General features: G+C 64.8%; 7 protein-coding genes and 2 pseudogenes. 4 read left to right on the top strand and 5 right to left on the bottom strand.

Going from position 1 to position 13,513, the window contains the following annotated elements; genetic code table 11:
- Window positions 1-494: 494 nt before the first annotated feature.
- Window positions 495-625 (top strand): annotated as a pseudogene (locus ABGA98_RS24250) (IS256 family transposase); the annotation flags it as partial.
- Window positions 626-1,081: 456 nt separating this feature from the next.
- On the opposite strand, the gene ABGA98_RS24245 reads toward ABGA98_RS24250, so the two are convergent.
- The 4 genes from ABGA98_RS24245 to ABGA98_RS24230 form a co-directional block, all read right to left on the bottom strand.
- Entirely contained in the window at window positions 1,082-2,179 is a 1,098-nt protein-coding gene (locus ABGA98_RS24245; protein WP_347620679.1) for an integrase core domain-containing protein, read from the bottom strand.
- A 241-nt stretch (window positions 2,180-2,420) separates the two neighbouring features.
- Entirely contained in the window at window positions 2,421-3,677 is a 1,257-nt protein-coding gene (locus ABGA98_RS24240; protein ID WP_347620885.1) for a valine--pyruvate transaminase, read from the bottom strand.
- Between the two features lie 521 nt (window positions 3,678-4,198).
- Window positions 4,199-5,518 (bottom strand): transaminase, encoded by a 1,320-nt coding sequence (locus ABGA98_RS24235; RefSeq protein WP_347620884.1) that lies wholly within the window; start codon window positions 5,516-5,518, stop codon window positions 4,199-4,201.
- Window positions 5,519-6,154: 636 nt separating this feature from the next.
- Complete coding sequence (locus tag ABGA98_RS24230) at window positions 6,155-8,224, bottom strand: ABC transporter ATP-binding protein (protein ID WP_347620678.1); 2,070 nt, start codon at window positions 8,222-8,224, stop codon at window positions 6,155-6,157.
- Between the two features lie 839 nt (window positions 8,225-9,063).
- Here ABGA98_RS24230 and ABGA98_RS24225 point away from each other — a divergent pair.
- Both ABGA98_RS24225 and ABGA98_RS24220 read left to right on the top strand, forming a co-directional pair.
- A pseudogene (locus ABGA98_RS24225) lies at window positions 9,064-9,213 on the top strand (IS5/IS1182 family transposase); the annotation flags it as partial.
- A 520-nt stretch (window positions 9,214-9,733) separates the two neighbouring features.
- Window positions 9,734-10,678: a 2OG-Fe(II) oxygenase family protein gene (locus tag ABGA98_RS24220; protein WP_347620677.1), complete on the top strand. Its 945-nt coding sequence runs from the start codon at window positions 9,734-9,736 to the stop codon at window positions 10,676-10,678.
- Window positions 10,679-10,802: 124 nt separating this feature from the next.
- Here the strand turns inward: ABGA98_RS24220 and ABGA98_RS24215 are convergent, their stop codons facing one another.
- Entirely contained in the window at window positions 10,803-12,212 is a 1,410-nt protein-coding gene (locus ABGA98_RS24215) for a pyridoxal phosphate-dependent aminotransferase (protein WP_347620676.1), read from the bottom strand.
- 311 nt (window positions 12,213-12,523) lie between these two features.
- Between ABGA98_RS24215 and ABGA98_RS24210 the strand changes: the two genes are divergently transcribed.
- Window positions 12,524-13,468 (top strand): LLM class F420-dependent oxidoreductase, encoded by a 945-nt coding sequence (locus tag ABGA98_RS24210; protein ID WP_347620675.1) that lies wholly within the window; start codon window positions 12,524-12,526, stop codon window positions 13,466-13,468.
- The last annotated feature ends 45 nt before the right edge of the window (window positions 13,469-13,513 follow it).

Genomic DNA, 13,513 nt, shown 5'->3' with positions numbered 1-13,513 from the left:
GCGGACACCCGCCGGCCTCGTCGGCTGCCAAATGGCACCAGCCGTTTGCGGTCCAGAGAGCGTCCGTTCCACCAGTTTCCGCACCCCACAAGCTCGGCCTTGCGCTGAGCGGGCCGGCGAAGGCCGTAGGTTGGATCGTCGCCAGGAGTAGACGACCCGGCCGACGGGCTGATGAGAGATCGCGATGGCCCACCATGATGCCCGCCCACGCCCCTGAACGCGCAGTGCTGTCAGCCGGTCGGTGGCCTCATGGGGTGTCAGGGCAGCGTCCCTCTGGTAGGCGGTGTCGTAGTCAGAGCGGCCGAGCCGTTCCGCGAGCACCTCAGCAAGGGAACGCCGTTCGGTGTCGCCATGGTCGAAGGTGCCACAGATGGCCTGGCTCAGGCCGAGCATGGCGGGGACCAATCCCCCGTCGTGACGGCGAGGTGCCCCTGCGGGACCTGATCGGCGATCAGGTACTGGATCTGCTGCTGGAGCGCTCGCGCGACGGGGCGGGCGGGCCGCGGCTGACAGGTGAGGGCTCGATGCTCGGCGAGCTAGTCAAGGCGCAGTGCTGGAACGCGCTCTGGAGGCCGAGCTGTCGTCGCATCTGGGCTATGGCAAGCACGAGGTGGCCGGCCACGGCTGAGCAACGGCTGCTCGATGGCCGCTCGTACGGGGTTCGGTCAGCCGTAAGCTCGAGCCTCCCCGTCGAAGCCGGATCTATTCAGCCACGCCGAGGAAAGGGATTTAACGGCATATGTTACCGATGGTCAAAAACGCATGGTTGCTCTGTGGTTGCTCGCGTGTATGCGCTACGACATGGTACGCAACCACACCGACCGACACGGCGACGGGAGGAATCCCGGCCACGACGATACAAAACAACACTCGGCGGCACAGAGCGACACAGCTCAAGGATTCTCATAATCCGTGGGTCGTGGGTTCAAGTCCCACCCGCCCTACTCACCAAAACCGCGTCCGACCTGGGGTTTCTCGGTTTTCGCTGGCCTCTGCGCTCGCTGTTGATCATGGCTGGTTGCTCGATGGTTGCTCTTGTGTACGGACCGTGTATCGCGGTAGATCGTTTAGGCGGTCACCGTCAACTCAGACCCCAGTGATGGCCATCAGAAGACCAAGATAGAAGGTCTGCACAGCGTCGCTGGCGAGTCGTCGTCGGATCCGTGATCGGCTCCGGGACGGTGCGTAGCGGGGCCGCTTGATCCAGGGCTTGATGGGCGCGGTGCCGGTTGTAGAACCGCTCGTACTCACGCAGGGCGTGACGCAGGTGGCGCTCATTCCACACCAGGCAGCGGTCGAGCAGTTCGCGGCGGCAGGACTGCACCCACCGCTCCATGGCCGCGTTCATCCGCGGTATCCGGATCCCGGTGAGCACGGTCCGGATGCCGGCCTCGGTGAGGATCTCGTCCATGAGGGCGGGGAACTTCCCGTCTCGGTCGCGGATCAGATAGCGGGCCCGGCAGCCGGCCTCTTCCAGGTCCATCACGAGGTTCTTCATCGCCTGGATGGTCCAGGCCGCGGTCGGGTGGGCGGTGGTGCCCAGTACCCGGACGTGCCTGCTGGCGTGCTCGATGACGGCCAGCATGTACTGGCGCCGCCCGGTGAGGGTGACGGTCTCGATGAAGTCGCAGGCCAGTAGCGCGTCGGCTTGCGAACGCAGGAAATCTGCCCAGGTGGTGGACGCCCGTTCGGGGGCCGGATCAACGCCTTCCTGCTTGAGGATCTCCCACACGGTGGAGGGAGCGACCGTGATACCGAGCATGGCGAGTTCGCCGTGCACGCGACGATATACCCAGGACGGGTTCGCCCGGGCCAGGCACAGGATCAGAGCTCGGATGGAACGGACCGTGGGCGGGCGCCCCGGCCGCTTCGGCCGACACGTGCGGGCATGACGCCGCCTCATCAGATCGCGGTGCCAGCGCAGGACAGTGTCTGGGCGGACGATAAGCCGCAGCCGGTGCAGGACCTCGCGGGGCAGTGATGTCAGCAGTGCGGCGAGGAAGGCACGGTCCGCAGGAGCGAATCTCACCCTGGTATCGGCACCGAGTTGGCGTTCGAGAACGGTGATCCGGTGGCGGAGGACGAGGATCTCGGCGTCCTTCTCTCGATCGCCCATCGGCAGCGACCGCAGCGCGGCGAAGGTATTCGTGACGGCGAGATAGGCCAGACGAAAGAGCACGAACGATCATCATGCCGCACTCCGAGCGGCTGGAGATCCTACGCGTCAGGCGCTCCCCCAGCAGGGCCATGACCTGGCCGGATGACATTATCGGCAGGTGCACAGTACGTACGTTCCTGCGCTCCTCACCATTCAGGAGCGGCGATGCGATCATGCGCGGTCTCGCATCTTGCCTTCCGGCACGAACACCGGCCAGCACGTCCCGCAACGCGAAGTTGCCTGAGGCCACGAGATCCTGAACTCAACTGCGACGCAGTTCCATGAGGCCCTCCGCGATCCTCGCCAGGCCTTCGCTAATCACGCGCTCCTCGGCACTGAGGCTGATCCGGAAACACCGAGTGGCGTACGCAGACTTCATGGACAGTGGATTCACGAAGAAGTGACGACCGGGAACGACAAATACCTCCTTGCTTTTCATCAGACGATACAGAGCCATGTCGTCAAACCAGTCATGATCGACCCACAGCCAGCAGAACATCCCGCCTTCACTTGCGTGTAGTCGCCAGTTGACCGATTCGGGCAGGAGATCAGCGAGCAGGCGCTCGGCAAAGAGGCGACGAGCTCGATAGAACGGGGAGATCACCGATGAAGCGAGTCGATCCAACAGCCCGGTGGTGAGCGCCCTGGCTCCCACCATTTGCATGAGCTGTGGAGCATGCAAGACGGAATTAGCCATGAAAGAGACCATCGAATAAATATATCTACGTGGCCCGATCGCAAACCCGATACGTTCGGCCGGCAGACCCGCCTTGGACAACGTGAAGCAATTGATCAGGTGTTCATCCCACCGCGGCGTTACTTGAGAAGTGGCGATGCGAGGGAATGGGGTGCCGTAGGCATGGTCCACAACCAGCGGTACGTCGCGCCGGCGCGCCACGCCGATCAGCCGGGTCAGCTCATCGCCATCAATACTGCGGCCAGTCGGGTTGCTCGGGCTGGACAGGAGAAGCATGCCGATCTCCGAGCAACGATCCAGTGCGTCGAAGTCGAATGCATAACGAAAGGATCGGTCGCCGAAAAGCTCAATTTTGGGAGCTATGCCGGCGATACCATCGCGGTCCATTGACAGCCCTAGATACCCGGCATAGTCCGGGGTCATGGGCAGAACTACACGTTGGAGCGAGCCCTCCGCCGCTGGACCTGCGAACATGGCGGCGGCGATGAAGAGAAGCATCTGGCTGCCTGGGCCCACCACGACGTTGTCCGACGTGATACCCCAGCCGTAGCGAGCGTTGAAGTAGTCGACGATCGCCTTCACCAGGGTCGGCGTACCTCGCGAAGGTCCGTACCGGCAGCTCGTCGCGGCAAAGTCCTCTGCGGTGATCGTCACAGTAAGATCTCTCCAGGCGTCTATGACCTCCTTGATCGGGGCAGGGTTACCGATGCTCAAGTTCAACCAGTTGGAGGAACCCGAGGCGGTCGACGTCGCAACATCCTCCATAATGGAGCGCAGACCTGACATGCCAGACATCTTCTCGCCGGTCCGCGATAACTTCACCTGTCCGCGCCCTTTCTCAAAGGTATCCGGAAATCTACTGCGCCTGCGATCTCCAAAGAAAATCTTCTTGCGAAGAGCCAAAGAGACAATAGAGTCTGTCCGTCGAATGACCTGCCACCCACGGCCCCTATCGAAACCTAGCGACACCAGGGAAGCGCGGGTCGCACTCAGTCACATCTGGTAGCCAGTCATAATACCGCTCTCGAAGATTTCCATCATCAAGTGCCCGGCCCATACGGCTTCCGGAAGAGGTTCTGCTGATCACCCGTTCCAGGTAGTTTGATTGCCTGCCCGGCAGGACCAGTTACTCAAATAGAGAACTGTGGCAGTCCAACTGCCCGACTGCTCCCTCATGCTGAATCCCGGATCACGGCAGGGGCACCGGTCAGCTTCGCGGTCTATGACCACACACCATCCGCGCCGACCAGAAGATATGCCTGCTCTGCAACCTCCGCACCGTTCGTTGCGCGAAGTCGTGCTCCCACAGCTGTCATGGTCCCGGACGGCTCCGGCCCGGCCGATCATCTGAGCTGGGTCAGTAGCTCACCATAGGCCTCCACATACCGCGCCACATCCGCGCTGGTAGAGGGAACACAGACGGCAGGCCCCGCGTCCGGCAGCGCTTCCCATACGCCCCGGTTGGCCAGCCAGATTCGCATGAGGCGGGTCAGCTCGCCGTCGGTCAGCGCGTACGCCTCGGCTCCGGTGCGGGGCATCGGCCCGAACCACTGCCCGGACCGGGGGCCGAACCGGATCGCCGTCCAGGGCAGGCCCGCCGACCGGATGGCCTGCTCGATCCCGTCGGCGAGTTCACCGCCCAGGGCGGCGGTGTGCGCATATGCTTCGGGGGTCAGCACCTCGGTCAGCGCCGCCTTCGCCGCAGCCGACGACAGCGGGTTTCCGGACAGCGTGCCACCGGTCGCGACGTTACGCGCCCCGTCCAGCTGCTCGCCCAGCTCGGCGACGACCCCGTAGGCGCCCATCGGCAGGCCGCCGGCCACCGCCTTGCCGAGCGTGACCATGTCGGGCTCCAGCCCCCACAGCGCGGTCGCCCCGCCGGGCCCGATGACATTGGTGTGCGTTTCGTCGAAGGCCAGCAAGGTGCCGTACTGGCGGGTCAGGCTGCGAAGTTCCTCGTGCCAGCCGGGCTCGGGCAGCAGCAGGGGGGCGTTGGTCATGGTCGGCTCGGTCAGCACCAGGGCGACGTCGCCGGGCTCGAGCGCCTGACGCAGCGTGGCGGCGTCGTTGAACTGAGCGATCCGCACGCGGCCAGTGACACCTTTGGCCAAGCCGCGCTGCACCGCGGTGACCTGGCCGTCCTCCAGATCCACCCGGCCCTCATCGAAGGTGCCGTGGTAGTGGCCCTGGAACAACACGATCACGTCGCGTCCGGTAGCAGCCCGGGCCAGCCTGATGGCTTCAGTGTTGGCCTGCGTCGCCGACAGCGTGAACTGCCACTGCGGCAGGGAATAGCGGCGGGCCAGTTCCTCAGCCACCTCGACCGTGTTCTGAGTCGGCAGCAGGAATTGGGTGGACCGGGCAGCCTGCGCCTGGACCGCAGCCACGATCTGCGGATTCGCGTGCCCGCAGAACATCGCCATACCCGAGACATTGAAATCCGTGTAGGTGAATCCGTCTAGGTCGGTGAAACTCGCGCCCTGGCCATGCTCGACATAGATCGGCAGATCGTTGTCGAAGTCCATCCAGACCATCGGCACCCCGCCCGGCATGTATTTCCGCGCGCGGTCGATCATGGCCACCGACCTGGGCCGTTCCTCTCGGAACCGCGCCAACTCGCGTGCGTGTAGGGCTAGAATCCGCTTTCGGTCAAGGTCACCCATCGCCGTCACGAATCGGATAGTACCACGCACATAACCGTCTCGATCATCCTTTCTCCGGCGAATAGATTTGTCACCCCGCATCGGCGCAGATCTCTGCGCAGGAGGATCGGGCAACGTCCAGCGAACCCTTGGCTGATGTGCCGGCCTTCCCCACCAGGAACCTGGTAAGGCGGGCGGATGTTTGCGCCACGAGTCACCCTCGCATTCTTGGTCACCCGGTCAGGAACAGCGCGAGTCGGCGCCGTTGCACGCACGGGCCTCACCGGGAAACGGTCCTTTCATCGGGCTGCTCGCCCTACTGAACGGAACGACCGTCCTGCGACGCCGCCTCACCCACCGCGACGTGCCGACTGCCGGCAACCCGCATCCCGTGCCCGGCCCTGCCCCTGCACAATCGAGTCCGCGACCCGGCAGTACAACCTGCGCGGCAGTTTGCCCTCGGACAGGCGCATAGCAAGAGTTAATACCGGGCAAGAGGTTCATTACGGTCGGGGCATTTCTCTCGGCCGAAAGTGAGACGATTTCCCTGGTAGTCGCCGTTGGCGTCGTCCACTGTAAGCATGAATCGTCAAGGTGCGTAGCCGGGGCTACCATCTATCTCGGCCGTACGAGAAGCCGGCGGACGCGCACCCCGGCTCAGCCGGCGACCGGCTCGCCGGACAGCGGGAAATGACAGGCGGCGATGTGGCCGGGACCGAACGAGCGCAACTGCGGCTCCTGCTCGGCACACAACTCCTGGGCGAACGGGCAACGGGTCCGGAACCGGCAGCCTGACGGCGGGTTGATCGTGCTGGGCAGTTCGCCCTTGATTCCCGAGTCCTTCCGCGCCCGCGCCTGCGCCGGATCGGGAACCGGGATGGCCTCGATGAGACTGGCTGTGTAGGGGTGCGCCGGGCGCTGGTAGATGTCCTGTGGCGGGCCGATCTCGAGCAGCTTGCCCAGGTAGACAACACCGATCCGGTCGGCCATGTACCGGACCACCGCGAGGTCATGGGAGATGACGATGTAGGTGAGACCGTGGTCTGCCTGGAGCCGTTTCATCAGATTGAGTACCTGAGCCCGGATGGATACGTCCAGCGCGCTGACTGGCTCGTCGGCGACGATGACCTTGGGGCTGAGGGTGAGTGCTCTGGCCAGCCCGATTCTCTGGCGCTGTCCACCGGAGAACTCGTGCGGGTAGCGCTCCACGGCGCTTCGCGGCAGGCCCACCTCGTCGAGCAGTTCGAAGACGCGCTGCTGCTGTTGCCGACGGGTCCCGATGTTCTGGATGCTCAGCGGCTCGCGGATGAGCGAGCCGACCCGCATGGTCGGGTCGAGCGAGGAGTAGGGGTCCTGGAACACCATCTGTAGGTCATGCCGCCGCCTGCGCAGCGCACGACCGCTGAGCGCGGTCAAGTCCTGGCCGTCCACCAGCACCGACCCGGTGTTCGGGCGCTCCATCGCCGCGATCAGGCGCCCGATCGTGGTCTTGCCGCAGCCCGACTCGCCGACCAGGCCGAACGTCTCCCCCGCGGCCACCGTGAAGGAGACACTGGAGACGGCGTGCACGAACGCGGCCTTGCGCTGCGGGATCGCTCCCCCGGCGACCGGGAACGTCTTGACCAGGTCCCGTACCTCCAGCAGAGGCGGGTTGGACGGCGCCGAGGTCTCGCCGTCGGACCCGGACTGGCGGGCGACCGCATGCAGGCGGGGCATGACACCGAGCCCCGTCGCGGTATCGGCGGGCCCTTCGATCGGGCGCCAGCACGAGAACAGGTGTCCGTCGGTCTCCCTCGTCAGTGGCGGCTCCTGATCCTCGCACTCTCCGACGGCCCGGTCGCAACGCGGAGCGAACCGGCAACCTACCGGCGGTCGGGACAGGTCCGGTGGCAGCCCACCGATCGTATGCAGCCGCTCGCCGTTGTCCTGGCTCAGCCGCGGGATGGATGCAAGCAGCGCCTGGGTGTAGGGGTGCCGCATTTCGGCGAACAGCTCCGGCGTCTCGGCGATCTCCACCATCCGCCCCGCGTACATCACCTGGACCCGGTCGGCATGCCCAGCGATCACCCCCATGTCATGCGTGATCAGCAACATCGCCATGCCCAGGCGGTCTTTGAGATCATGCAGCAGGTCAAGGATCTGCGCCTGAATGGTGACGTCAAGCGCGGTCGTGGGTTCGTCGGCGATCAGAAGCCTGGGCTCACAACTCAGCGCCATCGCGATCATCACGCGCTGCCGCATGCCGCCGGAAAGCTGGTGCGGGTAGTCCCCCAGCCGCTCGGCCGGCCGGGGCAGGCCGACCAGGCCGAGCACCTCGGTGGCCCGGGCCATGGCAGCCGCACGGCTCACACCCTTGTGCAGCCGCACCGGCTCCGCCACCTGATAGCCGATCGTCTTCGTCGGGTCGAGTGACGTGAGCGGGTCCTGAAAGATCATTCCGATCTCGTTGCCGCGAATCCTGCGCAGCTCATGGTCGGCCAGGCCGACCAGTTCCCTGCCGTCCAGCTTGATCGAGCCACCGACGATCGCTCCGCCCGGCGGCAGCAGCCCGATGATGGACAGGGCCGTCATCGACTTGCCGCATGCCGACTCACCCACCAGCCCCAGCGTCTCGCCGGGTGCGATGCTCAGATTCACATTCTCGACCGCGCGCACGACCGACCTGGTCAGGTGAATGTGTGTCGATAGATTGCTGACTTGCAGAACAGGCGCCGTCCCTTGTCGCATCTTCGCAGCCCAGCCCCCATCATGATTTGCTGCCTGTGGAAGACGGCCATCTAGGGGTCACCATAACAGATGCATTGAGGTGATCTCAGGCAAATAATTCGGACGATGAGGGATGTTCCCGGCGCTGGTGGTGGCGTTTCGGGCCTTTCGGGGGGAGTTGTCGAAGGCCGGAGATGGACGTGGAGCCTCCGGTAGATGAGTTCTCACCACAAAGAAAGCACAACCGCCGATAGGCTCCACGTGATTGCTCATCGTGCCACGCTCGACGTCTCCCGCGCACTGATTCACCACGTTGCCCGGTCACTCCGAGACGAACGACGCCGCCTCGGCACCCCCAAAGGACAGTCGCGCCCTGCCCCGTTCTGGCAGGCAGTGCTGATCCTGCGCTGCTTCCGCGGCGAGCACGACATCCCCAAACTCGGCCGCGACCACCGCGTCTCCCGCGCCACGGCCTACCGCTACATCGCCGAAGGGATCAACATCTTCGCAGCTCAAGCCCCTGATCTGCACGAGACGCTAGACCGTGCTCGGGCAGACGGGCTGGCCTATGTGATCCTGGACGGCACCCTGATTCCCATCGATCGCTGCGCCGAGCAGGCCATCAGCGTCAAGGGCGAACCCATCGACGCCTGGTACTCCGGCAAAGCCCACCGGCAAGCCGCCAACCTCCAGGCGCTGTCAGCGCCCGACGACCTGCCGTTGTGGATCGCCCAGGTCGAGCCGACAGCGGCTACGACGGCGCCGGAATCGGCATTCACACCCCCATCAGGTAACCCGAGGAAAACCAGGTCCTCGGCCCGGACAACCGCACCTACAACCGGCTCCTACGAGCCCTATGCTGCCTCGGCGAACGCGGAATCGCCCTGCTCAAAGGCCGCTGGCGGATCTTCCAGCACAGCACCGCCTGCCCCAGCAGAATCGGCCACATCGCCCGCGCCGCGCTTGTCCTCACCCATTTCGAGCACAACTACCTACCGGCGATTGGCTGAGATCACGTCATTGTCGGCTTCGAAGGCTTGTTCATTTTCCATGACCACGAATCCGTTCATATCCTGGAAGGACTCGCTGCATCGCTATACAATGCCGACGAGCCATCGGTTAACGCACTCGTCGCCGAGCCCCACGCGGAGCCGACGAGACACGGGAGGTGCGGTCGGTGCCCTCAGGCTGGAGGATCCGCGGCGAGAGCCCGGCACCGCGGACGCGGCGTCTGCGGCGCCACCGGCGGTCAGCGCCTCGCCTCAGCTCATTCACTCCCGGTTCGCACACCTGGGAGAGGCCTGCGGGGTGACACTTGCTGAATACGGAGACATCGGCCAGGTCATTGTTGGTGTGCCGTTCTGCAACGGGATGAATCGCGAGCAGCGTTCCCTGCCCTTGCCGGGTTTGTCGCCAAGATGCCGCCCATGGCCATGACCGGCATCGGCCGCCGAGGCGCGGATCACGGTCGCCTGATGAGGAAACCCACACACTGCTCAGGCCGACCTTCTCAAGGAAAGGACACGCACGATGGACACCACTGTCCCCGTACTCGACCTGACCGTGACGAATCCCGACGAGCTGACCCAGACCCTTGCCGACTGGTCATGCGTGTTGATCAGCGGTCACGGGGTCTCGGACGAGCTCCAGCAGGAGCTGGCCGACGTCTCAGCCCAGTTCTTCGACCTGCCCGAGCACGAGAAGGACAAGGTTCATACGCGAGCAAACGGCATGTGGCAGGGATGGGCACCGGTATACCGCGGCGACCGCGAGTTCGTCGAACCTGGCCAGGCCCCCGACCTGGTCGAGTGGTTCCAGGTCCAGGACCTCGAGTCCTTCGACCTGTGGCCAGAGCGGCCAGAGCGGATGCGGCCGGTGTGGGTGGCCGCCTTCCAGGCGTTCCGTGACCTGTCCAGCAGGGTGATCGACATGGTCGCGACCTCACTGGACCTTCCTCCGACAGACGTCCCGGCCTGGACGGAGCGGCCGTTCTGCGACATGGCGGTGAACAACTACCCGTCGAGACACGAAGCGCCCCTGCCCGGCCAGGTGCGCCTGAGCCCTCACACGGACGAGGGCGGCATCACGCTGCTCATGTCCAGGAATGACCCTGGCGGACTGGAGATCCGGCGTCCGCATACACCCGAAGACGACTGGAGGCCTGTCCGTATACCGCCGGGCGCCGTGTTCATTCAGGCGGGGGACGTGCTGGCGAGATGGACAAATAGGGTAATCCATGCCAATCACCATCGCGTGGTGAACCCTCCCGGACTGGGCACGCCAACCCCGCGACGCCAGTCGATCGTCTTCTTCCACTACCCCGCATGGGACACGATCGTGACACCGGCTCCGAGCTGCGTCGCCCGGACCAGCGAGGTCCTGCCTCCGCTGCACGTCGGGAGCCACATCCTGAGGAATCAGCAGGTTTACTCGGCCGGGGACGAGCGGGCGCTGCTGGATGACATGAAAGACTGAGGGCTCGCCCGACCTGAAGGCATCCCCCGTCACCCGCAAGCCCGGCGCGGCCGGCACGGCACCAGCCGGCCGCGGCCGTCGTCATCCTCTTCACCTGGCGACACCGGGCGCGTCCCAGATCCCACTACATTCGGTTGCCCTGCCATGCATCGCAGGCATGACGCAGGCGTTGCAGTCCTTCCGCCCATTCTTCTTCTGGCAGGGCGAATGACAGCCGAGTGAAGTAGCCTCGCTTCGTCCACCATGCGGCATCGCGGCCGAACGCCGGAGCAGGCAGCGTCTGCAGCCCGTAGTCGCGAAAGAGCTGATAGGTCGTCGCGAGATAGTCGAATCCGTGTAGTGCCGGCAACCGCACAAAGGTATTGAAGTCGCCGCGCCATTGAGGCACCTGGCAGGCCAGGTCTGAGAACTCCGCCGCCAGCAGGGCGACGTTAGCGGCGAGGGTTTCCCGCAGGGAGCGTCTCCAGAGCAACAAGGAACCAAGGATTCGGCTCGTCGCCATGCTTGCCATCGAATCGTTTACGAAGGCTTCCAGCCCTGGGAACGCCCCGTAGTGGGGCTCGATCATCTGGCGAATCAAGCCGGCCGCGTCGCCATCTGCAGAACCGGCCTCCCGTGGCTGGCCCTCAGGCGACCTCCCGTCATCAGCCATGTCCGACTGGGAGCAGGTGGCAATCCGGTCCACCAGTAACGCCGGGGAGGCGATCGCGGGCGACGATGGCGCGACAAGGTCGTTGAGCCGGGCGAATTGGCGCACCAGACCGGTACTCGCGATCAGCCAGCCGACGCGGAAACCGGGAATGGCACGCGCCTTTGACATGCTGCCGACCGTTACCACCCCGTCCAGATAGTGTTCGGCGTCGGCGATCGACAGCAGATGAGGGATGGGGTCCGCGCAGGAGATGTCCGACGAAACAGTATCGTGCAGAATGATGATGCCCCGGTCCCTGGCGCAGATCACCAACTGGCGCAACTCTGTCGCATCGTAGAGCTCACCGCTTGGATTGTTGAAGGTGTTGATGTACAGCACGCGGGTGGCCGGCGTCAGGGCCGCGATGACTTCATCGACGGAGGGCAGCCATCGGTCGGCTTCGGCCGACGCCAGTTCAATGATCTCGAATCCGGCCTGGGTCAGGCACCCGCCGGCCATGGAGAATGTGGGAACCGGGATGATGGCCTCCGGCGTTTCGGAGGTACCTTCCACGGCCATCACGCGACGCAGTCCGTGGGCGACTATGGTCAGCGCAGCACTGGCACCGGCGGTGACGATCACATTGTCGATCCCCAGTGGGAGTCGCCGGTCGCCTCGCAGCGACTCGCAGGCGGCAACGGCGGCCCGGCCGACCACATGTCCTCGGGGGCCGTCGTAGTCATCCCAGAACAACGGGTGACCCGCCGCATGCACGACGAAGGAAACAAGCTGCCCAGGCGGACGGCAGGAGTTGATGCCAGACGAGAGGTTTATTACCGATGAGGCCTTTCTCTCGGCTGAAAGAGAAACGATTTCATGGGAGTTATAGTTGACGTCGTCCACCGTAAGCATGAATCGCCAAGGTGCGTAGTCAGGGCTTACGAGATCGGTCCAAACCAGGGTTACCACCCCATAACGGCCGAGCGAGAAGGCTCCTCGATTATTGCCATGGTGACTCAGATCCGCAACGCCTGAGATCAAGGACGATGTGCGCCAGGCGTACGCGAACGTGACTCCGGCCCACTGGCGGGATTGCCGCTACTCCTATCACGTGCACGTGAACGCCTTCCAAATCCTCCGATCGCCGAACGGCCGGGCGATGCGTTCGGTTTCGCGCCCTGGACGTGCAAGCGGTGGCCGCTACTCTGTTGGCTATGGAGCTTCGGATCCTCACCGAACCGCAGCAGGGAGCAACTTACGCCCAGCAGTCAGCAGTGGCGCAGCTTGCCGAGGAGTGCGGCTTCACCGGCTATTTCTGCACTGATCATCTGCAACGGGAGGGCGATGCCGACGGCCTGCCAGGGCCGGCCGATGCGTGGACCACACTCTCCGGACTTGCCAGGGAAACCTCCCGGCTCCGCCTGGGCACGCTCATGACTTGCTCGACATTCCGCAACCCAGGGCACCTGGCGATCATCGTCGCCCAGGTCGACCAAATGAGCCGTGGGCGGGTGGAGCTCGGGCTCGGCGCGGGTTCGTTCGCCGGCGAACACCATGCGCTCGGCATTCCGCTGGCCCCGGCCAGAGAACGGTTCGAACGCCTGGAAGAGCAGCTCGCCCTGATCACAGGGCTATGGACCGCCCGACCCGGCGAGCCGTACTCGTTCGAGGGGCAGCACCATTCGGTCCGCGATTACCCGGCTCTGGTACGGCCGGTGCAGTCACCCCACCCGCCGATCGTGGTCGGCGGCCAGGGGCCGAAGCGCACGCCGGCCCTGGCCGCGAAGTTCGCCGACGAGTACAACACCGACGGAGTGTCACCCGCGAAAAGCGCCGAGGCGTATGACCGAGTCCGCGCCGCCTGCGAGAATGTCGGGCGTGACCCGTCAGAGATAACCTTCTCGGCCGTGGTCACGCTCTGCTGCGGCACCCGTGCAGCGGAGATCGAGCAGCGGAGAGACCTTATCTCGGCCAAAAGCGGTGGTGACTTCGCTGACCATCTCGAAAATGCCGCGATCGGGAGTCCGGACCAAGTCGCCGACCGCCTTCGCGAGTTCAAGAAGGCAGGCGCGAGCCGCGTTTACCTACAGCTCTTCGACCTGACCGACCTGGACCACCTCCGGCTTGTCGCCGAGGAGGTGCTTCCGCAGCTTCAGTGAACCGACCCATCGCTGCGGCGTACCTGGCGGCGGGGTCGTGGAGGC

Origin of the sequence: Nonomuraea sp. B1E8 (assembly GCF_039871515.1) — a bacterium.
GTDB lineage: Bacteria > Actinomycetota > Actinomycetes > Streptosporangiales > Streptosporangiaceae > Nonomuraea.
This window is presented reverse-complemented; position numbering and strand designations above follow the sequence as displayed.

Coding starts and splice junctions, on each gene's coding strand:
- ABGA98_RS24230 (WP_347620678.1), bottom strand. CDS start 8,224: ATGCGACAAGGGACGGCGCCTGTTCTGCAAGTCAGCAATCTATCGACA.
- ABGA98_RS24210 (WP_347620675.1), top strand. CDS start 12,524: ATGGAGCTTCGGATCCTCACCGAACCGCAGCAGGGAGCAACTTACGCC.
- ABGA98_RS24235 (WP_347620884.1), bottom strand. CDS start 5,518: ATGGGTGACCTTGACCGAAAGCGGATTCTAGCCCTACACGCACGCGAG.
- ABGA98_RS24220 (WP_347620677.1), top strand. CDS start 9,734: ATGGACACCACTGTCCCCGTACTCGACCTGACCGTGACGAATCCCGAC.